The organism is Rhizobium laguerreae (assembly GCF_002008165.1).
In the GTDB taxonomy this organism is placed as follows: domain Bacteria; phylum Pseudomonadota; class Alphaproteobacteria; order Rhizobiales; family Rhizobiaceae; genus Rhizobium; species Rhizobium laguerreae.
Window position 1 is genome coordinate 150,039 of sequence record NZ_MRDM01000015.1, and the last position, 21,766, is coordinate 171,804.

18 protein-coding genes and 4 pseudogenes are annotated in these 21,766 nt (G+C 58.2%); 13 read left to right on the plus strand and 9 right to left on the minus strand.

Features of this window, described 5'->3' with window-relative positions; all coding sequences use genetic code 11:
- Positions 1-134 precede the first annotated feature (134 nt).
- The 5 genes from BS630_RS23935 to BS630_RS23955 all read left to right on the plus strand — a co-directional run bounded on the left by BS630_RS23935 (position 135) and on the right by BS630_RS23955 (position 6,278).
- Complete coding sequence (locus tag BS630_RS23935) at positions 135-1,808, plus strand: acyl CoA:acetate/3-ketoacid CoA transferase (RefSeq protein WP_011654165.1); 1,674 nt, start codon at positions 135-137, stop codon at positions 1,806-1,808.
- 44 nt (positions 1,809-1,852) lie between these two features.
- On the plus strand, positions 1,853-2,278 hold the full coding sequence (locus BS630_RS23940; RefSeq protein WP_011654166.1) for a hypothetical protein: 426 nt from the start codon (positions 1,853-1,855) through the stop codon (positions 2,276-2,278).
- 101 nt (positions 2,279-2,379) lie between these two features.
- On the plus strand, positions 2,380-4,344 hold the full coding sequence (gene acs / locus BS630_RS23945; RefSeq protein ID WP_011654167.1) for an acetate--CoA ligase: 1,965 nt from the start codon (positions 2,380-2,382) through the stop codon (positions 4,342-4,344).
- Between the two features lie 106 nt (positions 4,345-4,450).
- On the plus strand, positions 4,451-5,065 hold the full coding sequence (locus tag BS630_RS23950) for an adenylate kinase (RefSeq protein WP_011654168.1): 615 nt from the start codon (positions 4,451-4,453) through the stop codon (positions 5,063-5,065).
- 715 nt (positions 5,066-5,780) lie between these two features.
- Complete coding sequence (locus BS630_RS23955; RefSeq protein ID WP_011654169.1) at positions 5,781-6,278, plus strand: hypothetical protein; 498 nt, start codon at positions 5,781-5,783, stop codon at positions 6,276-6,278.
- A gap of 52 nt (positions 6,279-6,330) precedes the next feature.
- Here BS630_RS23955 and tnpC read toward each other — a convergent pair.
- From tnpC to tnpA, 3 genes and pseudogenes are all read right to left on the minus strand, one after another.
- Positions 6,331-7,910 (minus strand): annotated as a pseudogene (tnpC, locus tag BS630_RS23960) (IS66 family transposase).
- Positions 7,911-7,962: 52 nt separating this feature from the next.
- Positions 7,963-8,316 (minus strand): IS66 family insertion sequence element accessory protein TnpB, encoded by a 354-nt coding sequence (tnpB, locus tag BS630_RS23965; protein WP_011654171.1) that lies wholly within the window; start codon positions 8,314-8,316, stop codon positions 7,963-7,965.
- On the minus strand, positions 8,297-8,743 hold the full coding sequence (gene tnpA / locus BS630_RS23970; protein WP_162039391.1) for an IS66-like element accessory protein TnpA: 447 nt from the start codon (positions 8,741-8,743) through the stop codon (positions 8,297-8,299). Before tnpA ends, tnpB begins: the two co-directional genes overlap by 20 nt.
- A gap of 34 nt (positions 8,744-8,777) precedes the next feature.
- On the opposite strand from tnpA, the gene BS630_RS23975 reads away from it, so the two are divergent.
- On the plus strand, positions 8,778-8,987 hold the full coding sequence (locus BS630_RS23975; RefSeq protein WP_028744160.1) for a hypothetical protein: 210 nt from the start codon (positions 8,778-8,780) through the stop codon (positions 8,985-8,987).
- A gap of 512 nt (positions 8,988-9,499) precedes the next feature.
- Here BS630_RS23975 and BS630_RS23985 read toward each other — a convergent pair.
- The 6 genes from BS630_RS23985 to BS630_RS24015 all read right to left on the minus strand — a co-directional run bounded on the left by BS630_RS23985 (position 9,500) and on the right by BS630_RS24015 (position 15,589).
- The gene (locus BS630_RS23985) at positions 9,500-10,144 is read right to left on the minus strand and encodes an ATP-binding cassette domain-containing protein (RefSeq protein ID WP_028744161.1); all 645 of its coding nucleotides are present in this window, start codon (positions 10,142-10,144) and stop codon (positions 9,500-9,502) included.
- Positions 10,137-10,913 carry an ABC transporter ATP-binding protein gene (locus BS630_RS23990; RefSeq protein ID WP_011654175.1) on the minus strand — a complete coding sequence of 259 codons (777 nt, stop codon included), beginning with the start codon at positions 10,911-10,913 and terminating at the stop codon, positions 10,137-10,139. Before BS630_RS23990 ends, BS630_RS23985 begins: the two co-directional genes overlap by 8 nt.
- Positions 10,910-11,866, minus strand: a complete 957-nt coding sequence (locus BS630_RS23995) for a branched-chain amino acid ABC transporter permease (protein ID WP_032993640.1) — start codon at positions 11,864-11,866, stop codon at positions 10,910-10,912. Before BS630_RS23995 ends, BS630_RS23990 begins: the two co-directional genes overlap by 4 nt.
- On the minus strand, positions 11,866-12,762 hold the full coding sequence (locus BS630_RS24000; RefSeq protein WP_028744162.1) for a branched-chain amino acid ABC transporter permease: 897 nt from the start codon (positions 12,760-12,762) through the stop codon (positions 11,866-11,868). Before BS630_RS24000 ends, BS630_RS23995 begins: the two co-directional genes overlap by 1 nt.
- A 139-nt stretch (positions 12,763-12,901) precedes the next feature.
- Entirely contained in the window at positions 12,902-14,176 is a 1,275-nt protein-coding gene (locus tag BS630_RS24005; protein ID WP_011654178.1) for an ABC transporter substrate-binding protein, read from the minus strand.
- Between the two features lie 582 nt (positions 14,177-14,758).
- Positions 14,759-15,589: an IclR family transcriptional regulator gene (locus BS630_RS24015; RefSeq protein WP_122330914.1), complete on the minus strand. Its 831-nt coding sequence runs from the start codon at positions 15,587-15,589 to the stop codon at positions 14,759-14,761.
- 77 nt (positions 15,590-15,666) lie between these two features.
- On the opposite strand from BS630_RS24015, the gene BS630_RS24020 reads away from it, so the two are divergent.
- The 7 genes and pseudogenes from BS630_RS24020 to BS630_RS36700 all read left to right on the plus strand — a co-directional run.
- Positions 15,667-17,118, plus strand: a complete 1,452-nt coding sequence (locus tag BS630_RS24020; RefSeq protein ID WP_011654181.1) for an NAD-dependent succinate-semialdehyde dehydrogenase — start codon at positions 15,667-15,669, stop codon at positions 17,116-17,118.
- A 25-nt stretch (positions 17,119-17,143) separates the two neighbouring features.
- On the plus strand, positions 17,144-18,304 hold the full coding sequence (locus BS630_RS24025; protein ID WP_028744164.1) for an iron-containing alcohol dehydrogenase: 1,161 nt from the start codon (positions 17,144-17,146) through the stop codon (positions 18,302-18,304).
- 48 nt (positions 18,305-18,352) lie between these two features.
- A complete protein-coding gene (gene attM, locus BS630_RS24030) occupies positions 18,353-19,144 on the plus strand; it encodes an AttM family quorum-quenching N-acyl homoserine lactonase (RefSeq protein ID WP_011654183.1) in 792 nt (263 codons plus the stop codon).
- 167 nt (positions 19,145-19,311) lie between these two features.
- Positions 19,312-20,487 (plus strand): E22 family MetX-like putative esterase, encoded by a 1,176-nt coding sequence (locus BS630_RS24035; protein WP_011654184.1) that lies wholly within the window; start codon positions 19,312-19,314, stop codon positions 20,485-20,487.
- Between the two features lie 467 nt (positions 20,488-20,954).
- Positions 20,955-21,155: pseudogene (locus BS630_RS38135) on the plus strand (MerR family transcriptional regulator); the annotation flags it as partial.
- Between the two features lie 219 nt (positions 21,156-21,374).
- A pseudogene (locus BS630_RS38140) lies at positions 21,375-21,529 on the plus strand (IS3 family transposase); the annotation flags it as partial.
- A 67-nt stretch (positions 21,530-21,596) separates the two neighbouring features.
- A pseudogene (locus tag BS630_RS36700) lies at positions 21,597-21,691 on the plus strand (integrase core domain-containing protein); the annotation flags it as partial.
- Positions 21,692-21,766 lie beyond the last annotated feature (75 nt).

Sequence of the window (21,766 nt, forward strand, 5' to 3'; positions counted from 1 at the left end):
CAAATAATTGTTCGTCAGCTCAATCGGCCTGATTGGCACGAATCTTGAAATCTATTGAGAGGCGGCGGGAGGGACCGGCGCCATCCACATTGCGGTTTAACCGCATTGGTTCGAACACGTGAAGGAAACAAAATATGCCAGAACGGCATCAGATTGCATTCTATGGAAAGGGCGGAATTGACAAATCCGCTACCAAGATTGTCTCCGGCGCCGAAGCCGTCGCGATGATCCGCTCGGGCGATACAGTCGCCTTTTCCGGCTTCGTCGGAATCGGTACGCCGGAGGCGGTGATCTGCGCCCTTGAGAAGCGTTTCCTCGAAACGGGCGAGCCGAGCAATCTCACCCTCGTCTTTGCCGCCGCCCCGGGCGACGGCAAAGACAAGGGCCTCAACCGACTGGCGCATGACGGGCTGGTGAAACGCCTCATCGGCGGGCATTTCAAGCCGGTGCCAAAGCTGGCGAAACTGGCAGCCAGCGGCAAGTGCGAGATCTACAATCTGCCGCTCGGGGTCATTTCCCATCTCTACCGCGAGATCGCTGGGCGCAAGCCCTGGCTGATCTCGAAAGTCGGGCTTGGAACCTTCGTGGACCCGCGCAACAGCGGTGGCAAGATGAATTCCAACACGACGGAAGACCTCGTGGAGATGGTGGAAACCCACGGCGAGGAGCGGCTCCTTTACAATGCGTTCCCCATCGATGTCGTCATCTTGCGCGGCACGACGGCCGATCCATCCGGCAACGTCACGATGGAGAAGGAGGCCGCGACGCTCGACAACCTGTCGCTCGCCATGGCCGCCAAGGCGGGTGGGGGTATCGTCATCCTGCAGGTCGAGGGCATCGCCCCCGCCGGCTCGCTGCACTCGCGTGACATCGCAATCCCCGGCCACTTAGTCGACCGCGTCGTTGTGGCCCAGCCGGAAGATCACATGCAGACCTATGCGACCCATTACAGCGGTGCCTTCTCCGGCGAATTCCGTGCGCCGCCGGACAGCGCCGCCTCCATGAAACTGGACGAACGCAAGATCATCGCGCGGCGCTGCGCTTTCGAACTGCGGATGGGCGGTGTCGTCAATCTCGGCATCGGGATGCCGGAAGGGATTGCTGCGGTAGCGGCGGAAGAGGGGATCATCGACAAGATCACGCTCACTACCGAATCCGGTACCATCGGCGGCACCCCACAGACCGGGATGGATTTCGGCGCGGCCAAAAACCTCGAGTCGATCATCGACCAGAACCAGATGTTCGATCTCATCGACGGCGGCGGGCTGAGCTTCGCCTGTCTCAGCTTCGCGCAGGTCGATGCTCAATGCAATGTCAATGCCAGCCGGTTCGGTGGCATCCTCGCCGGCGCCGGCGGCTTCATCAACATCTCGCAAAACACCCGCCACGTCGCCTTCTGCGGCAAGTTCACGGACGGGGGCCTGCGCATCGAGATCCGGGACGGCAAGCTTGCCATCCTGCAGGAAGGCCGGCAGGCGAAATTCATCAAAGAGGTCGAGCAGATCACTTTCTCGGGCGAAATTGCCCGCGAGACGCACCAGTCTGTGCTCTACGTAACCGAGCGCTGCGTCTTCTCGCTAATCCCCGAGGGGCTGGAACTAATCGAAGTCGCGCCGGGGATCGATATCGAGCGCGACATCCTCGCCCATATGGAGTTCCGGCCGATCATCCGCCAGCCGCGCGAAATGGCGGCTGTGATCTTCGCCGACGGTCCGATGAATCTCGACCAGCTGCTGCTCGAACGCCTGCTTTCAGAGGGCATAGAGTTCGATGCAGAGCGCAGCACGAGGCCGCCAGCTATGGGCTAGACGCCCGCAACCTTGTAACCCCATCGTTTGAGGAGAAGCCCACCATGCCTACATCGCAGACCCCGGATATCCAAACGTTGACCAACCAGATCAACGAGATGCTCGCCAAGTTCAACATGCCGGGCGTCGATCCGGCAGCACTTGTTAGGGAGCAGGCCAGGAATATCGAGGCCGTCGCGCAGGCCACGCAGGTTGCCAACAAAGGCGCCTACGGCGTCGTCGAAAAGCAGCTGGAATTGTTCCGCGCGGCTTCCTCACAGCTCCTGATGATGTTTGAGGATGCGGCCCTTGCCCCCAAGGAGCGCGGCGAACTGGCGAAACAGGCTTACGAGGTGGCGCTGATCGGCTCGCGCGAGATCACCAGCATGGCGGTCAAGGCCAGCGAGAACGCTTTCGCCATCACCCGCAAGCGGATGACCGAGATTTTCGAGCAGTTCCGCAAGGCCGCGACAATCGGAAAGGATACGTGAGGCCGGACCTGCCGAACGGAAAGCATAATTCGTGCGTGACAATCCTCCACCCGTCGAGGTGATGGGGAGCTGCGAATAACCTCCTAGGAGGGACAACGACAATGAACGGAAACAAGCAGGCGGCGGGCGTCTATTCAGTTCCGAAGCAATGGGCCGAGCGCGCGTTCATCGATGCGCAGCGCTACGAGGCGATGTACGCGGCCTCGATCGCCAACCCGGAAGAGTTCTGGGGCGAACACGGCAAGCGCATCCACTGGATCAAGCCTTACAGCACCGTCAAGAACACTTCGTTCGAATCGGGCAAGGTCTCGATCAGGTGGTTCGAGGACGGCACCACCAACGTCTCCTACAATTGCATCGACCGGCATCTGACCGAGCGGGGCGACAAGTTCGCCATCATCTCGGTGGGGGACGACCCGAAGGATGACGCCCGCATTACCTATCGCGAACTGTACGCCCATGTCATGAAATGGGCGAATGTTTTGCGGTCGCAGGGCATCGGGAAGGGCGACAAGGTCACCGTATACCTGCCGATGATCCCCGAGCTCACCTATGCGATGCTCGCCTGCACGCGCATCGGCGCGATCCATTCGACGCTCTCCACCAATTGCCCGCCCAAAGTCCTGGCAAGCTGCATCGCCGATGCGGCGAGCACCGTCGTGGTCACCGCCGACTCGGGCACGCGCGGTGGGCGCAAGTTGGAGCTGAAGGTCAAATTGGACGCTGCGCTGGACAAGCTTCCCGAGGTGGTGACAAGCGTCATCGTGGTCAAGCACACCGGCGCGCCGGTCAGCATGCTGAAAGGTCGCGACCACTATTATGACGAACTCGCCGAGACCGTCCCCGATCAATGCCCGCCAGAGGAGATGAAGGCGGAAGACCCGCTGTTCGTCCTCTATACGTCAGGTTCCACCGGCAAACCGAAGGGGGTGGTGCATACCACAGGCGGCTATCTCGTCTATACCGCCATGACGCACCAATATGTCTTCGACTACCGCGACGGCGACATCCACTGGTGCACTGCCGAAATTAGTTGGATCACCGGCCACAGCTACACTGTCTACGGGCCGCTCGCCAACGGTGCGACGACCCTCATCTTCGAGGGCACCCCAACCTACCCGAGCATGTCGCGATACTGGGACATCATCGACAAGCACAAGGTCAGCCTGTTCTACACCGCCCCCACGGCGATCCGCTCCTTGATGGGATCGGGCGAGGATGCGGTGAAATCGAATTCGCTCGCCTCGCTCCGCCTCCTCGGTTCAGTCGGCGAGCCGATCGACCCGAAAACCTGGGACTGGTATCACCGCGTCGTCGGCGGCGGGCGCTGCCCGATCGTCGACACCTGGTTTCAGACCGAGACCGGCGGCATCCTGATGACGCCGCTTCCCGGCGCCACCGAGCTGAAGCCAGGCTCCGTCGGCACCCCCTTCTTCGGCGTCAGGCCTGAGCTGGTCGATGCGGCGGGCAACGTGCTCGATGGCGTTGCAAACGGAAACCTGGTTATCGCTGACAGCTGGCCGGGCCAGATGCGCACGCTTTACCGCGACCACGAGCGCTTCGAGCAGGAATATTTCTCCATCTATCCAGACAAATATTTTACCGGCGACGGCGCCCGGCGCGATGCAGGCGGCCATTACTCGATCACGGGCCGCATCGACGACGTCATCAACGTCTCCGGCCACCGCATCGGCACGGCGGAAGTCGAATCCGCCCTGGTCGCCCACGCTAGCGTTTCGGAAGCCGCGGTGGTCGGCTATCCGCACGAGATCAAGGGGCAGGGCATCTACGCTTACGTAACCCTTATCGACGGCGAGGCTGCCTCTGACGAGCTGCGCAAGGAACTCGTTTCCTGGGTGCGCAAGGAGATAGGCCCGATCTTCACGATCGACAAGGTCCAGTTCGCGCAGGGCCTGCCGAAAACAACCTCGGGGAAAATCATTCGCCGCATCCTGCGCAAGATCGCTGAGGACAAATGCACCGAGTTCGGTGACACCTCGACGCTCTCTAACCCCGCCGTGGTCGATCACCTGATAGACAACCGGCTGAACCGGAAGGCTGCCTGACGACACGACAAGATGAAGACGTGGGTTCCGGCGCGTTACCGCACCGGAGCCGACGGGACGATCAAGGGAAGGACAATTTGTGGCCAGACGTACGAGGGAGGGAACGATGAGATTGATCATCCTTGGACCGCCGGGGGCGGGCAAGGGAACACAGGCAGCGCGCCTCGCCGAGCGGCTGGGCGTGCCACAACTGTCGACGGGAGATATGCTGCGCGCCGCGGTCACCAAGGGCTCGCCGGTTGGCCTTGCTGCGCGCGACCTCATAGCGCGGGGCGAATTGGTTGGCGACGACATCGTCGTCAATTGCGTCCTGGAACGCATCGCCGAGCCGGGCGCTGCGTCCGGCTTCATCCTCGACGGCTTTCCCCGCACGCTGGGACAGGCGCGGGCCCTCGACGAAGCGCTCGAAAAGGCACACCTCGGTCTGGATGCGGTGCTCGAACTGAAGGTCGACGAATCCGTGCTGCTAGACCGCATCATCTATCGGGCGCGCGAGGCCAAGGCCGCAGGCCTGCCGGTGCGCGCCGACGACAATCCGGAAGCGCTGAAAGTCAGGCTCGAGTCCTACCGGACGCAGACGCAGCCGCTCGCGGATCACTACCGCACCGCCGGGCTCCTACGCACCGTTAATGGGCTGAGGCCCGTCGATGAGGTTACGTCCAGCCTTTTTGCGGAATTGCGGCTCCAACCGAGAACGGCCGACCCGGGCTCTCTTGGGTGACTTTCGATGAGCGACGCAAATCGTCTTTAAAAACCTACGGCTGGCGTTTTAGCCTCCCTGCATTTCTTGTCAGAAGCCCGAGCCAAGTAAAGTTGTCTGTCATTTATAACACCCACCAGGAAACCCAGCAGGCGACATTGAACTGGTAACTGGGTTATCTGTCCGATACCCGGAAACTGAAATGCACCGGGGCGGCACGACGGACAGCGTGGCGCCGGGCCAGGGCTCTGGCCCACCCGGGATGCCCGGCCGACGGCATGAGAGGCGTTGTCGCGCCCGCGGCGCCATCTAACCGCACGCCGAGCCAGCAGGAAGTTGCTTAGATGGCCCAGGATGAGGCGATCCGGCAGGGAGTTGATCTGCGCGCTCATAGCTCCCAACGTTCTCTTTCTCCGTGGGGAGTGTCGAATTGGTTTCTCTTTCCCTGTGGCCACAACGCCTCAGTAGTAAGATTGACAGAGCGGCACCCGCCAAGCCGCCCGCTTTCCTCAGTCCGCAATGAATAGCTAACCCGCTGTTTAGGAGTTTAAATTCGAGGTGTGCACCTATGCGGGCGTCTTTCGATTTCATCCTTAGCAATGTCGGGAGTAAGCGATGCAGATAGTCTAACTACCATGGCGAGTACCGCCTCTCATCAGACGTAGAACACGGACGAGACGCCTCCGACTGCATCGGTGGGCGCACTCATGCGACACCTGAACGGGAAGCGGAGCCGATGCTCAGAAGACTCGTTGCAGCATGCCGGATTGTTTCTCTTTGCGTCGCCGTGGCGTTTGCCGCCAAAAGCGGCGTCGGCAACCTCGATCGCGGGGACACCAGACTTCTAATTTCGGAATGCAAGTTGCATGCATTACTGCGCACCCAATGCGCCTACGTGTTGGCTACAGCATTTCATGAGACTGGAGGCCTTATGATGCCGGTGCGAGAGACTTTCGCGACATCTGACGATCAGGCGATTGCCTGTCTTGACAGTGCATGGGCAAAGGGCAAACTGCCTTGGGTCACCTCCCCATATTGGCGTCAAGGCTGGTTTGGAAGAGGATACTCCCAACTCACGCACGAGAACAACTACCGCACGGTCAGCATCAAGCTCGGCATCGATCTCGTGTCCTTTCCAGCAAAAGCACTGATACCAGAAATTGCGGCGAAGGTGCTTGTCATGGGCTTGAAGGAAGGCTGGTTTACCGTAAGCGCGATTTTCCATGCACATTGACGTAGGCGGTATCTCTGAACCAGCCGCTTTCGCGAAGCGATATCCGGGTCTGTCAGGCAGCGGAGGCTTTGGAGAAGTTGAACGGCAGCAGGTCGCCGATGTCGGCGGCTTCTTCGCGCTGAGGCAACTCAGCAAGCACGTGGCGTAGCCAGGTGAGTGGGTCGACGCCACAGGCGCGGCAGGTCAGCATCAGACTGTAGATCACGGCGCTGGCCCTGGCTCCGTCAGCGGTATCGCTGAACAGCCACGATTTTCTTCCGGTCGCAAAAACTCTGATGTCGCGTTCCAGAATGTTGTTATCGATCGGCATCCTGCCGTCGCTGATGTAGCGCGTCAGGTAATCCCATTGGTTCAGGGTGTAGGACACGGCATCGCCTAGCTTGGTATCCGGCACGACCTTCGGCGCGATATTGTCGAGCCACGTCTTTAGGGCGATGAGGACAGGCAAGCTGTGCTGTTGCCGGAAACGACGAATGCAATCGGCCTGCGTTTCACCGGCGTCGGGCGTTTGGTCTCTTGCCTGCTTTTCGATACGGTAGAGCTGCTCGAAGAACCGGAGCGCCTGTTCCGGCGGTCCGCCTCCATTCTTCCGGGTTTTGAGAGCCTCGACGAAGCGCCGCCGGGAATGGGCCATGCATCCGACATGGGTTGCGCCATGCAATGTGCGCCATGCGGTGTATCCATCGGTCACCAATATGCCGCTATAGTTACCGAGAAAGGTCTGCGGGTGGACCTGGCCGCGGCCCTGTTGATAGTCGAGAAGCACGATTGGCTCCTCACTATCGTCGCTGCTGCGATACGCCCACATGTAAGATGTGCTGGTGGCTTCCTTGTCTTTTTCCTTCAAGACCTGAACTGTTGTCTCGTCACCATGAATGAGAGGCTGCGACTGAAGCCGCAATCTCAGCGCATCGTAGATGCGATGCAAATGCCTCTCGCTCGAACCGATCACCCAGTGCGCGAGAGCACCTCGGCTGATCGGTACGCCGGCCCGTTCGAACGTTTGCGCCACGCGGTAGAGCGGCGTGCCGTCGACATATTTGTGGACGAGTGCGAAGGCCAGCGTGGAGGCGGTGGCGATGCTGCCCGGCAATGGTTGCGGCGGCATCGGTGCGATCACGACAGGTGTGTTGATGCCGGTGCGGTCGCAATGGCGGCAGGCGTATTTGAACCGCACATTCTGCAGAACCTTAGCCTTGACCTCGATATTAAGCTGCTCGGTAATGGCCTCGCCCATGCGATGCATTTGACTGTCGCAGCAAGGGCAAACTTTCTGATCGTCGGGAAGGTCGTATTCGACACGCTCGCGGGGCAGGTCTTCTGGCAGAGGTCTGCGGCCCCGCTTTTTACCCGCGGCACTTTCGACTGCAGGCAGGCCTGTATCCGGGAGATCGGCGACGTCGTCGCCATGATCAGGATCATCCTCGTCTGCGGCCTCTTCGGCTTCGTTGAAGAGGCGATCGACGTGCTTTTCGCTGCGGGGTGCAAACCGATGCAGCCTTGCGAGTGCCAGTTCCTCTTCCAGCTTGACGACCTGCCGTGACAGCGCTTCCTTCTCGGCTTTGAGCGCAGCGATTTCAGCAGCAACTGCGCCATCAGCTCTGCAACGCTCGGTTCGCCGGTTCGGGTCATCCCAGTTTTGAATCTGAACCGCGTCGCCGCGTCAACAGATCAACACGCCACCTCAGCCAGCGATCTGATATTGCCGAACCGGATGGCGGATCATCGCATCGATATCAATGCCGTCGAGTATCCAGTGGAGCTGCTCGCTCGAGAGCGTTACCACCGCAGTCTCTCGGCGGGGCCAACGGAACCTGTCCTCCGTCAATTTCTTCAGGACCATGACAAAGCCCGACCGGTCAAAGAACAGCAGCTTCACCCTATCCCGACGGCGGTTGCAGAAGGCAAACACCGCCGGAGCAAACGGGTCCAGCGCCATCGTCTCCTGGACCAGGACCGCAAGGCTATTGATGCCTGCCCGAAAGTCGATCGGTTCGCGATGCAGGTAGACCTTGAGATCAGCGCCCAGTCTGAACATGACCCAACGCTCCGATTATCGCCGTCAATCCGCTGAGATCATTGCACTCCAGCGTCAGTCTCACACCATTGGGCAGGGACGCGCTCACCTTTGCTGGAGAGGAAAGCGGGCCGTTCCTGTCCATTCTCGGCAATCGCTCTTCGCGATCCGCGGCAGGCATCTCAATGTCGAACTCCCTGCTCGGGGCGGCGACCTGAACGGGGATAAACGCAGATGTCGAAGACGGCGATAATGGATGGGCTTGGGTGTGCTTCCTGATCCATTTCCAAACGAGGTTCGCATTGACCCCGTGTTCTCGCGCTAGTTTCGATACCGATGCGCCGGGCTCAAGGCAGGCAGCAACAAGGCGATCCTTCGACCCTTGATCGAAGCGGCGTCTTCCATTCAGACCGACCAGCCGTACCGCGAGTTTTTGACCTTCATCCATAACTTGGTGTCCACCTCTTTTAAGTGGACACCACATGCCAAAGCTCACTCAAATACAGAAGGTGCGGAGAAATTCGCGCTTACGGTTTACCGGCAAGAAACTCTCTGATTACATTAACCTTGGCACAACCAACTTCATCGGCGCTCGCCATGTTATCAATGGAACGGATCATGCGGGTAAGATCGCGAAATATGCCGTCGCGTACGACGCGACACTTGAGCAAGGCGGCTATAGTGTGATGTAAACTACAGCAAAGGTCGCCGCTCCATAGCAGGAACTAACTACGGAAAGGAAATCGCTGGTCCCATTCCAGCGTAGTCGGGGCCAGGGCAATGACCTCGTTGATATGATCAGCTTCAGGCGGCAATGATGAAGAACAAAGAATGACCAGTATTTAGACCCGTGCTCCCAAGCCCGCGCGAATGTCTCAACGCAGCCTTGATAGAGCAGCCGTCGAAACCGCGGCTTACCGAAGTGGTTCACAATTTCGTATGCGGCGGTTGGGAGCATTAATCGACAGGACCAAAACCGTTCAGGTGTTCCATAAGTACCTAAGTGTTGTAGCCGCAAAGTTGAAGTGTCCTGTTTCTGCAAAGTTGGAATGTCACTCTCCCCGGGTTTTGATGACGTGGGAGATTGCGGATGGGACTGATAGCGATGAGCGCGCGCGACCTGCAACGGATCGAGCGCCGGCCGGGCGACGATGGTGTCGGCGGCGCATGCGCAGCAGAGATGCACAGGCGCTGCCAATGACGGTCAAATAGAAGTGATCTGGCCACGATCCATGCGATAAACCATATCGAGGCCCTTACCGGCGTGCCGAAGATCGGCGCCGGAAAGGAGGATGGAAAGACCAAGCGGCCGCAGGGATGCGACGACCTCGGAAATGCGCTTGGAAAGCGCGGGGGCGACGCCTTCGAATGGCTCGTCTAGCATTAACAGCTGGGTGCCAGTCATGCGTGCGCGACCGATGGCCACGAGTTTCTGCTGGCCGCCTGAAAGCTGGAGGGCGCGGCGATGGCGGAAGTCCGCTGCCTCCGGAATGAGCGCATAGACATCGTCGAGCCGCTTCTGCGCATCTGTGACGCCAGCTGCCCATGCCGGAATAAGCAGGTTTTCCTCAACAGTCAGTTCGGGAATAAGGCGCCTGTCTTCCGGCGCGAAGCCCATCTGGTGGTGCACGCGCAGATGCGGCGCCTCACGAGAAATGTCCTTCTTCTCATAATGTATCGAACCTGCCCGGAGTGGCAAGAGCCCCATTATCGCACGCATCAACGTGGTCTTACCGGCACCATTGCGTCCGACGATTCCGACCATCGAGTGGGCTTCGACCTTCATGGAAACGTCACGCAGAATAGGAACCCCGCCGATGGAGACGTTGATTGACTTCACCTCAAGCATGGTTGTCCTCCTTGGGAACGCGATGTTCTTCACCAATGATGAGTTCGCGCACTTGTCGGTCGCTGAGGACCGTTTCAGGAGGTCCATCAATCAGTACCCGGCCTTCGAAGAAAGCGAGCACGCGGTCGGAGTAGCGGCGAACGATCTCCATGTCGTGCTCGACGAAGAGCACGCTGACGCCTGCGACACGGGTCGCGTCAATAATGCGGTCCATGACCGAGAACTTTTCTTCGCTGGCGACGCCGCTCGTCGGCTCGTCCAGGAAAAGAACCTTCGGCTTGCCAACCATGGCAATTGCAATGTCGAGAAGCTTGCGGATGCCTTCGGGCATCGTGCCGGCAATCGAGTTGCGGAACGCTCCAAGTCCGAACACCTCGAGCGTCTCGTCAGCATGGATCGCGAGCTCATCGTCGGAAAGAATCGAAAAGCCCTTGGCGCCAACGCTACCCGTTGCGCTGTAAGCAAACATCAGGTTCTCAATCGCTGTCAGCGAGTTGAACAATTGCGGAATCTGAAAGGACCGGGCAACGCCGCGCCGAGTGATCTGACGAGGTGAAAGCCCTACGATTTCCTGTCCCTCGAGCAGGATCGAACCGGAGTCCGGGCCCAGATAGCCCGTAATCATATTGATGAACGTCGTCTTGCCGGCGCCGTTTGTGCCGATCAGACCCGAAATCGTTCCAGACATGATGTCGACATTCACGTCGTTTGCGGCAGTTACCGCGCCGAACCGCTTGACGAGGCTCTTTGCTTCAATAATCGGCTTCATGCTTTTTCTCCTGCCTCGACGGTTGCCTTGCGCTTACCAAAACGGACCCCACCAAGGCCTGTCGGCAGAAACAGGATCATCGAGAGGATTATGACTCCAAGTACCAGTTGCCAAGTGTTGGGCGCATGCTGGTAGGCGAACGTCCTGACAAATTCGAGTGCGAGCGCGGCGATGAAGGGCGTGAAGATGTTCCCGGTACCGGCAAGGACCGCGATCACCACGAATTCGCCCGAGGTTGCCCAGAAGGCCATTTCCGGATCCACATGCGCGACGAGAATGCCGCTCATGGAGCCACCTACGGCGGCTAGAATTGCCGCAAGGATGTAGGAGAGATAGATCGTCTTGCTTGCAGACGCGCCGAGATACTCGACGCGAATCTCGTTATCCTTGATGCCAGGCAGCAGGCGACCGAGCGCCGTCTTGCCGAAGCACCAGACAGTTATCACCGCTGTGAAACAGATCAGGACGAGGATAACCAGGCCGTTGAAACGCGCAGTACCGCTCAGCGGCAGGCCGAACAAGGTCACGCCTCGGATGTTGAAGCCGTCCGTGCCGCCAAGTTCCACCGACTTCACCAGAAGACCGTAGAGAAGCATGGACAGGGCGAGCGTCAGCATCGCGAAGAAGATGTCGCGGTAACGCGACAGAAGGAGACCGGCGACTGCAGCAGTCGCCGCGGCGATGATGACCGGGGCGATGAGCAAGAGAACCGCTTCGTTGATTTTCCAGAGATTGACCATCAGGCCGACGCAATAGCCGCCGATCGCGTAGTAAAGTCCTTGGCCGAACGAGACCAGCCCGGCGCGCATCATCAGCACAAGGCCGAGTACCGCGAGCCCCTTGGCAAGGCCGATCGAGATGACGAAGTTCCAGGTGGGTAGCGCCCAGGCTGCGACGATAAGGATAAGTGCCGCGCCGACGGCGACCGGCACAAAGGTTTGGGCTTTGTTCATCATATCTTGCGCAACTCCACACCGGAAAACAGCCCCTGCGGACGCATGGCGAGAACGATAGCCATCACTGCATAGATGCTGAACACTTCGACTTCGGGCCAGTAGTGGACCGCAAGTGAGCGGACGAAGCCGACGATCAGGGCACCGACAATGGTGCCAGGAATCGATCCAAGCCCCCCGATCACCACCGCGGCGAACATCATGACGACCACTTCGACGCCCATGCCCGGCGCCACGGAGATGGTCGGCGCTGTGAAGGCGCCGCCGAGTGCGGCGAGGATCGAGCCGGCCACAAAGGCCGACACTTTCCAACGGCTGACATTGATGCCCATCGCCTGCGATACTTCCGGATCATGAATGACGGCGCGCAGCATCTTCCCCTTGGCAGTGAATTGCAGAAACCACGTGAGGAAACCACCACTGACGATCGCCACGACGACGATAATGAGGTTGTAGGTCGGATACACAAGGGGGCCGAGATAGACGTTGCCGAAAGTCCACACCGGGTCGGAGGCTATCCATGGATCGACACCCCAGATGAGCTTCACCACGTCTTCCAGAATGAGGAAGAGCGCGTAGGTTACCAGCAGCAGCACGATGGGATCGCGCCCCGTGAAGAAGCGCAGGACGCCCCGTTCGACGACGAGGCCGACAATCGTACCGGCGATCAGCGCCGCGACAATCATGACCGGAATGCTTCCAGCGGGCGGCAGGCCCTGGGCGAACCACCAACCCAGCAAAGTCACCGACATGTAGGCGCCGATGGCATAGAACGTGCCATGGGCCATGTTTAGGATCTTCATCACGCCGTAGATCAGCGTCAGGCCGACTGCGATGATGAAGAGCCATGCGGAATACAGAATGCCGTCAATAATAGCGCCTAGAAACGCGTTCATGTCACACACCATTTCGAAACAAGGGGCGGGATTCATCTTTCGGTGCCAGCGTGGCGCGCGACGGGTGAAAACCGCTTAAAAGGGATTGCGACGCCAAACGCGCCGGGAAACCCCCGCGTGCGATGCCGCGGTGAATAGATCACTTGAGCTTATTCTTGATCCACTCATGGCTGGTCATGCCTTCCGGTGGGTTCACCCTTTCCGGGGCGTAACGGATCACATCGACGAAGGTGAGCTTGCCATCGACGGTTTTGGTGCGGCCATAGACCATTTCCTGCACAGCCTGGTTGCCCTTGCCCAAAGACATCTTCACTTCGCCCGAGGGACCCTGGAAGGTGGCGCCCTTGAGAGCAGCGGCGATCTCCTCGGTAGTCGGCGTCTTGGCGGTGTCGCCGCCCTGTGCCTTCTCATAAGCGAACTTCGCCGCAAAAAGCGTCTGCACCATGTGGTAGGACGGATAGCTGGGTGGCGTGGCGGACTTGGCGTTGTAAGCGGCCTTGAACCAGTCGTTATAAGCGTTCTCCGGTGCAAAGATACCGTTTGGACCGCGGGCGCCGATGATGGTGCCATCTGGGATTTGTTTGGCCTGGCGATGGATCGCCGTTTCGCCTGCCGTCAGAACGACAGTGGCGTTTTTGAATAGGTCGCGCGGCGCTCCCTGAAGCACGAGACCTTCAAGGTCGCCACCCCAGAAGCTCGAATGAATGATATCGGGTTTGCTGCCGAGAATTGCGGAAATTTCGGTATTGTACTGACCGGCACCGAGCTTCGGCATCTGCGAGGTCGTCAGCGTCACTTCGGGGCGAAGGCTCTTCAGTGTGCCCTCGAAGTCGTTCCAGGCGTCCTGACCCCAGGCGTAGTTCTGGTTGATGCCGGCGTAGGTGTTGAATTTCTTGACTGTCTCGTTGACGTAGAGTGCGGCACCGGCGTTGTCCATCGTCGCGGTTGCAACGGGGCGGAATACATATTCGTAGTCAGCTTCCTCGAAGATGCGCGGCGTGCCGCAATCGAAGAGAAGTGTCATGGTCTTCAGTTCTTCGGCAACAGGCGCGACCGCAAGACAATCGCCCGAGGACGTGTAGCCTACGATCATGTCTACGCCCTGCTGTTCGACGAGGTTGCGTAGTTCGGAAACCTGCTTGGTGGTGCCACCGGCCTCGTCGATGACGACGAGTTCGATCGGACGGCCGCCGAAGCCGACCTTGTCATACGGCGCCGGGAGCTTGCCACCGGCATTGACCTGCTCGGCGAAGACTTCGGCGGCAATCTTTGCGGGTATGCCGAAGGGACCGGCCGGTGCGCCGGACAGGAACGTCACGACACCAATCGTGAAGGGCTTTGACTCCTGAGCCAAGAGGCCAGCGGGGGCGGACAGAAAGATCGCTGCAATGGTCAGAGACCACGACTTTTTCATAGATTTCCTCCTCTACGGCAATTGCCGGATCTGATGCAAAGACACATGCCCTTGCGGTGTAGGCCGAAGCGTCCTCTCACGCTGCGGTGGCGCAACATAGTTCAATATATTGAACGTAGTTCAATACTGTGTATAGTAAAAACTGCAACCAGCGTCAAGATGCTGGAACAACTGTCCAGCCAACAAGCGAGTACAAGCCGCGGCGCAAACTGTTCCGAAAGGGAAAAAGAACCGTAAGGCGCACGAAGAATCACTGAATATGAGGACGGCTTCTCGTGAATTCCCCAAGAGCTCGGTTCTGGCAAAGCTTTCATCAACAAGTCGACGTGGAGAAGATTTTCGTTAGCCTGCTTATGCAGCTATTCTCGACTGAAGCGGGAAACCGCGACATCGATCACCCGACGGTCACACGTCGATATCGCATCGGATTGATTGTGAGCCCAGATGAAAGATTTTTGCAGCCCTTCGGTTCGAGGCTGGGACTGCGTTGGGGTCAAGGAACAGACGCGCTGCCCAAACGGAGCCAACCCCACCAGGTCTCCCTCGGTCGGCAATGAATTTCCGCCCTCGCCAAATGCTACGCTATCCTTCGTCACGGAAGAGTGATGAGCTGTTATGCCCCAATTGCTCAGAAAGAATGGCGGCTGATCTGCGCATCGTCTCTCCGAGTGACTCGATAAGCACCGGAGTTGTTTCGCTTTCCAGAAGGCTGATGGCAATGCCGGCAACCGCGCATCTCGTATGATCTCGCACAGCGGTGCCGATGCAAATCATCCCTTCGCGAACCTGACCGTTATCGATCGAAAAACCGCGCGTACGGATGTCAGCCAGCTCCTGCCTTAGCAAGCCAAGATTTTTGACGCTTCTGGAGGTGATGGGCGGAGGAAAGTTTGCGCTGAACAGCGCCTCGAGTTTATCTTCCGGCATTTCGGAAAGCAGCATTTTGCCGGTCGCGGTAAAGGTGGCAGGAAGACGCATTCCAATCCGGAAAGTATGCCCCAGGGGCTGGTCGGAATTTCGGCAATCAATATAGACGACCTCGTCACGGTCAAGAGTTGTCAATGTGACGGTGTAAGGCGACAATGTGGTATCGGAAGCGAAATAATTTCGGAAAATCGAGACGATGTCCATCTCGGACAGAAAGCCGTGCGCCCAGCGCATAGGATGCGGGCCGAGGCGGTACGTGCCGTCCTGTTTGCGAACGAGCAGGCCGAGCTCTACCATGACACCAAGTAGCCCGTGCGCCGTACTCTTCGGCAACGACATCGCCCGTGTGATGTCGGCGGCCGACATTGCGCCGCCAGAATTGGTGACAAGATCGAGGATCGAAACCGCGCGCCTGAGAGCCGGAACAGAATCGACGGATTTGCCGATCGCAGTGTCTTCCACTGCGGCGCGTCTTGTACTTGACACTTCCAATACCTCCTGTCAGGCTAGTTCAATATAACGATAGTGGTTCAATTAAATGAACTGTATGCTTGGAGGAGATCATGGTCAATCTAAAAAAAACGGAACTCCTGCGCGATCGATGCCTGATAGATGGCAAATGGGTTGCCGGCTCTCAGAACAACATCGCCGTCAAGAACCCAGCGACGGGGGAGATTGTCGGCACCGTTCCTTCACTGGAGGCGGGAGATGTTGAGCAGGCGGTCGTAGCGGCCGAAGTTGCCTTCCGTTCGTGGAGCGCGCTTGCAGCGAAGGAAAGAGCGGCCGTCCTGCTCCGCTGGTTCTATCTGATAATAGAAAACGCGGACGATCTGGCCGCGCTGATGACGGCTGAACAGGGCAAGCCGCTGTCCGAAGCCAGGGGGGAAATGCTTTACGCCGCCTCCTTTATCGAATGGTTTGCCGAGGAGGCAAAGAGGGTCTATGGGGACATCATACCCGCACCAACCACCGACAAGCGCATCCTGGTTTTCAAGCAGCCGATCGGTGTCTGCGCCGCAATCACGCCGTGGAACTTCCCGGCAGCAATGATCACACGCAAGGCGGCGCCTGCGCTGGCTGCCGGTTGCACCATGGTGGTTAAGCCGGCCGAGCAGACACCCCTCACGGCGCTGGCTCTCGGCGTACTAGCCGAACAGGCGGGTATTCCCGCCGGCGTTTTCCAGATTGTGACAGGAAAATCACGCGAGATCGGCAAGGTGCTGACGGAAAGCGACATAGTCAAAAAACTGTCTTTCACCGGGTCGACCGAGGTGGGGCGAATTCTCATGGCGCAGTCTGCGCCGACGATAAAGAAACTGTCCATGGAGCTCGGCGGCAACGCACCCTTCATCGTTTTCGACGACGCCGACCTCGATGCCGCCGTCGACGGTGCCGTCGCGTCGAAATACCGTAATGCTGGTCAGACCTGTGTCTGCACAAACCGTATCTACGTGCAGTCGGGTGTTTACGATGTCTTCGCTGAAAAGCTTGCGGCGAAGGTTTCTGCGCTGAAAGTCGGTGAAGGCACGCAGGTGGATGTAACAATTGGACCGCTGATTGATGCTGAGGCCATCGCCAAGATCGAGGACCATATTAGCGATGCGATCGGGAAGGGCGCGAAAGTGGTCGTAGGTGGCAAGCGACACAGCCTCGGCGGGAGATTCTTCGAACCGACTGTCCTGACAGGAGCGACACAAGCGATGAAGATCGCCCGCGAGGAGACCTTCGGGCCAGTCGCGCCTCTCTTCCGCTTTGAGACAGAGGAAGAGGCGCTCGCTATGGCCAACGACACGGAATTCGGATTGGCTGCCTATTTTTATACTGAAAACATCCGCCGGACATGGCGAGTGGCCGAAGCGCTGGAATACGGCATGGTGGGTCATAACACCGGTCAGATCTCGAACGAGGTGGCGCCATTTGGCGGCGTCAAGCAGTCCGGCCTCGGACGGGAAGGCTCCCGTTACGGAATCGATGACTATCTGGAAATCAAATATCTGTGCTCGGCCATCGCGTAAACGGCTGACAATGAGGGAGGAGTTAATGACGATCAATCCATTCGAATTTCGAACTGTCCCATCCATGGAGATGGCTTGGGGCGGAGCTAAACGAATAGGTCAAATCATCGCTGCGCGTTTCGCTGCGCGCAAGGTGCTTTTGGTCACCGACGCGGGCCTGGTGAAGGCTGGGATGATTGCACCCATTGCCGCCAGTCTGGAGGCGGCTGGTTTCAGTGTGGCGATTTTCGACAAGGTTGTGGCCGATCCACCGGAAAGCGTTTTGTATGGTTGTGTCGAGGAGGCGCGGCAAGTCGCAGCCGATATTGTCATTGGTCTCGGTGGTGGCTCGTCCTTGGACATAGCCAAGCTAGCGGCGGTGCTGCTATCATCAGAACAATCACTCGCCGATATGTATGGTGTCGGCAAAGTTCAGGGCGCGCGCTTCCCACTCGTTCTCGTTCCGACGACGGCAGGCACAGGTTCCGAAGTTACCAATATTTCCATCATCACCACAGGCGAGACGACCAAGATGGGGGTCGTGTCGCCGGAGCTATACGCGGATTTCGTGCTGCTGGATGCAGAACTTACCGTCGGTTTGCCGCAGGTTCACACCGCCGCAACTGGTATCGATGCGATGGTGCACGCCATTGAAGCCTATACCAGCAAGCACAAGAAAAACCCGCTTTCGGATGCGTTGGCACGCGAAGCCCTGCGGCTGCTCGGCCGCAATCTTATTGCTGCCTGCAAGGAGCCTTCCAATCGGGATGCTCGTGAAGGCATGCTTCTCGGTGCAACTCTTGCGGGCCAGGCCTTCTCCAACTCCCCGGTGGCTGCCGTCCACGCATTGGCCTATCCGTTGGGTGGACATTATCACATTCCGCATGGTCTTTCGAACGCTCTGATGCTCGGTCCAGTCCTTCGCTACAATGCGCAGGCAGCTGCCCCGCTTTACGCCGAGCTTGCCGATGTGCTTGGCGTCACGGGAAGCGGCGACGCCACGGCCCGTTCGGAGTACTTTGTTGCCCATATGCAGGTGCTGATGGATGAAAGCGGCGCGCCGCGACGGCTTCGCGATGTCGGTGTAACCGACAACAGTCTCGCCATGCTCGCCGCAGACGCGATGAAACAAACCCGCCTTCTCGTCAACAATCCGGTCGAAGTCCGGGAAGAAGACGCGCTTGCCCTTTATCGGGAAGCCTTCTGAAGCTTTCCGCAGAAATTCACCGTTCAAATCACCGCGGGAGGATCCAACGTGACGGATATCAGACTTTACATGCTTCAGTCCGGCACCCTGAAATGCAAGGTGCACAACATCAAAATGAATCAGGGAAATGGCGCTGATTACGAAATCCCGGTTCCCTTTTACCTCATCACCCATCCCGACGGTCACACGATCATCGACGGTGGCAACGCCATTGAAGTGGCAACGGACCCCCGCGGCCATTGGGGCGGTATTTGCGACGTGTACTGGCCCGTTCTTGACAAGGACAAAGGCTGCGTCGATCAGGTCAAAGCTCTCGGCTTCGATCCGGCCGAGGTTAGATATGTCGTGCAGTCCCACCTGCATCTCGACCATACCGGCGCGATCGGCCGCTTTCCGAATGCCACGCATATCGTGCAGAGGGCCGAATATGAATATGCCTTCACGCCCGACTGGTTTGCCGGTGGCGGCTATATCCGCAAAGATTTCGATCGCCCGGGTCTGAAATGGCAGTTTTTGAACGGCACTCAAGACGATTTTTATGATGTTTATGGCGACGGAACGCTGACGACGATCTTCAGTCCTGGCCATGCGATGGGCCATCAATCCTTTCTCGTCCGCCTTCCCAGCAGCGAACCGCTGCTTCTGACGATCGATGCCGCCTACACACTCGACCATTGGGAAGAAAAGGCGCTGCCGGGCTTCCTCGCATCGACGGTGGATACTGTTCGCTCTGTACAGAAGCTGCGCACAATCGCGGAAAGGACGGGGGCAAACGTCGTCACCGGTCACGACCCAGCTGCGTGGTCGACCTTCAAGAAGGCACCAGAGTATTACTCTTGAGAAGTCGCCGCGGTCTGGCGGCGACATGATCCCACAGGGGCGAATAAGCCCCTTAGAAGCTGAGAAGTTTTGACCTGGATCAATGTGAAATCCAGTGACTAGGATACGGCTTTGGAAGGCTGAGGCCACCGCTTTGTTTCGTTGGTAATCCGACCAAGGAGAAGTAAATGCGTCTGAAAATACTCATCACTATTGCCATGATGGCCGGCCCTGCATTGGCGTACGAGCCATTGGTTGAAAAGCGGGAATTTACCCTGAAAAACTTCGTAACACGTGGAGGCAGGACGGTTCCCGAAATGCGGCTGGGGTATGAAACTTATGGCACGCTGAACGACGCCAAGGATAATGCCATCCTGATTCCGCATTATTTCAGCGGAAACAGTCACGCGGCGGGAAAATATAAGGAGGCGGATGTAAGCGCTGGCTATTGGGATGCGATCATAGGGTCCGGCAAGCCCGTTGATACGGATAAATACTTTGTTGTGTCGGTCGACACACCCGTCAATCTCGGTGCCAACGATCCGAATGTCATCACCACCGGCCCGGCGACGACCAATCCCAAAACAGGAAAGCCTTGGGGTATGGATTTCCCGATCATGACAATCGGCGATTTCGTTGATACGCAGAAAGGGCTGATGGAGCAACTGGGGATTGGGAAATGGCATGCTGTCATGGGCGCCTCCATGGGAGGGCTGCAAAGCTATGAATGGGCAGCACGCTATCCCGACAAGTTGGAGCGGGTGATTCCGGTCATTTCCTCTGGTTGGGCAGACGCGAACCTTATCGCGTGGCTGGACGTATGGGCGTCGCCGATCAAACTGGATCCAAACTGGAACGGTGGAGATTATTACACAGGCCAGGCGCCGAATGCAGGGCTGGCTCAAGCGATGAAGACTTTAACGTTGCAGGCAAATTCGGCAGAATGGACCGACGGTACATTTGGGCGTGACTGGGCCAGCGAAGGTGCGGATCCCGGGCAGAGTTGGGCGAATGATTATAAGGTTGTCACGAAGCTGAACGAGGCGGGCGCAGCACGAGTAGCCCAGTCAGATGCGAACCATTTCCTTTATCTCGCGCGCGCCAATCAGCTGTTCGTCGCTGGACAGCCCAAAGACAGCCTCTACAAAGGGCTTCTGAATATCGATGTGCCCGTGATGCTGATCTATACCGATGAAGACCTCATCTTTCCTGGAGATGCCGTGCGCGGGACAGGAACGATTATTAAATCAGACGGTACGCCGGTCGAATTCGTGGAACTGGAAGGTACGCGAGGACATATGGATGGCTTGTTGAGCATTGCTCAGGCGGGAGAGCGAATTCGAGCATTCCTTGAGGCCAAATAGGAGCGGGCTGGCCCTCCCTTTGCTTAAGGCGAGGCAGCAGACGCTGCCGTGCTCGAGGCGGTGTTCGGCCACACCCACCGTCCTCGGACTCCCTAAGAATATAGCGGCCTCCGGCAAGTCCAAGATAGCCGAGCCGGTCCGCTATGCTTTTACTCGCCGCGAGGCGTCGTCGAGAACGATGAGCGGCGCGTTTCCTGCAAGCCCGGCGCCGAGTTTCATGATCTCGTTGGCCCTGGGACATCAGGACCTTGCCGGCTGACTGATAAATTCGCTAGCGTCGCTGTTGCGAGTGATCAAAACGTGGTTATGAAATCCGGCACTGTTTTTGACCCGCCACGGGTATTTTCTCGAAATGTACCCGTGTCTCCCTGTACGTACGCGTTTTGCAAACATTGCGGCGTTCAAGGCGCTTCCTTGGATCGAGCGTGCCTCTAACCAGCAAATTGCGCATGAACAAAAGTGCCGAGATGAACCAGAAAAAAATCTATACCATTGCGGAAGCTGCACGTATTGCGGGATCTACTACATCGACGCTTCGGCTTTGGGAGAAGGAGGGTCTCGTTGTACCGGATCGCTCAAAAAAGGGCCACCGGCGGTACGACGCTGACCACATTACGCAGTTAAAGCGAATCGCATCGCGCAGAGCAGGCGGACGACTCACCATCGCGGGGATCCGCGAAGATCTCGGGAACACTTCACCAGAAGCGGGCACGCCTCGGGACGCGAGTGATGCCACTCCGGAAATGAAGAAGCTGGACCAGTTCGAAGACGAAAACGCCCGGTTGAAACGGATGGTCCTAAGCGAGATGTCGGCGATCCGCGAAATCGTCGAAGTCGAGGCGTCTTCGCCAGAAGCGGACACGCCTTGGGACGTGAGTGATGCCAGTTCGGAAATGAAGAAGCTGAGGCAGTTCGAAGACGAAAACGCCCTGTTGAAACGAACATTCGCAGATCTGGCGCTGGTCCGCGAGATGTTGCAGGAGGTCATGCGGCGAAAGCTCTAAGGCCTGCTCGAAAGCGGGAGGTGGTGAAGGACATGTGTCGGAAAGACGGTCTAGCAGGCTGCTGAAAAACGCTCTGGCTTTTGGGTTGAACCGATGATTCCCTGGGGTCGCAACAACGACGAGTTGCTCAACGAAAGCCTGTTTTTCGGCCTCGATCATGCCCGAAGCGCGCCATTGCTGAATGGACGGACGATTACAATCCTGTTTCATAACGCCCATCTTTCTATGTTGTTGAAGGGAATAAGTTTTCCTGATCTGGATGCGATCCTGTGGGG

What these genes read in the sequence shown, in the direction of transcription:
- BS630_RS23935 (WP_011654165.1), top strand. Translation starts at nt 135, where the DNA reads ATGCCAGAACGGCATCAGATTGCATTCTATGGAAAGGGCGGAATTGAC.
- BS630_RS23940 (WP_011654166.1), top strand. Translation starts at nt 1,853, where the DNA reads ATGCCTACATCGCAGACCCCGGATATCCAAACGTTGACCAACCAGATC.
- acs (WP_011654167.1), top strand. Translation starts at nt 2,380, where the DNA reads ATGAACGGAAACAAGCAGGCGGCGGGCGTCTATTCAGTTCCGAAGCAA.
- BS630_RS23950 (WP_011654168.1), top strand. Translation starts at nt 4,451, where the DNA reads ATGAGATTGATCATCCTTGGACCGCCGGGGGCGGGCAAGGGAACACAG.
- BS630_RS23955 (WP_011654169.1), top strand. Translation starts at nt 5,781, where the DNA reads ATGCTCAGAAGACTCGTTGCAGCATGCCGGATTGTTTCTCTTTGCGTC.
- tnpB (WP_011654171.1), bottom strand. Translation starts at nt 8,316, where the DNA reads ATGTTCAGACTGGGCGCTGATCTCAAGGTCTACCTGCATCGCGAACCG.
- tnpA (WP_162039391.1), bottom strand. Translation starts at nt 8,743, where the DNA reads ATGGATGAAGGTCAAAAACTCGCGGTACGGCTGGTCGGTCTGAATGGA.
- BS630_RS23975 (WP_028744160.1), top strand. Translation starts at nt 8,778, where the DNA reads ATGCCAAAGCTCACTCAAATACAGAAGGTGCGGAGAAATTCGCGCTTA.
- BS630_RS23985 (WP_028744161.1), bottom strand. Translation starts at nt 10,144, where the DNA reads ATGCTTGAGGTGAAGTCAATCAACGTCTCCATCGGCGGGGTTCCTATT.
- BS630_RS23990 (WP_011654175.1), bottom strand. Translation starts at nt 10,913, where the DNA reads ATGAAGCCGATTATTGAAGCAAAGAGCCTCGTCAAGCGGTTCGGCGCG.
- BS630_RS23995 (WP_032993640.1), bottom strand. Translation starts at nt 11,866, where the DNA reads ATGAACAAAGCCCAAACCTTTGTGCCGGTCGCCGTCGGCGCGGCACTT.
- BS630_RS24000 (WP_028744162.1), bottom strand. Translation starts at nt 12,762, where the DNA reads ATGAACGCGTTTCTAGGCGCTATTATTGACGGCATTCTGTATTCCGCA.
- BS630_RS24005 (WP_011654178.1), bottom strand. Translation starts at nt 14,176, where the DNA reads ATGAAAAAGTCGTGGTCTCTGACCATTGCAGCGATCTTTCTGTCCGCC.
- BS630_RS24020 (WP_011654181.1), top strand. Translation starts at nt 15,667, where the DNA reads ATGGTCAATCTAAAAAAAACGGAACTCCTGCGCGATCGATGCCTGATA.
- BS630_RS24025 (WP_028744164.1), top strand. Translation starts at nt 17,144, where the DNA reads ATGACGATCAATCCATTCGAATTTCGAACTGTCCCATCCATGGAGATG.
- BS630_RS24035 (WP_011654184.1), top strand. Translation starts at nt 19,312, where the DNA reads ATGCGTCTGAAAATACTCATCACTATTGCCATGATGGCCGGCCCTGCA.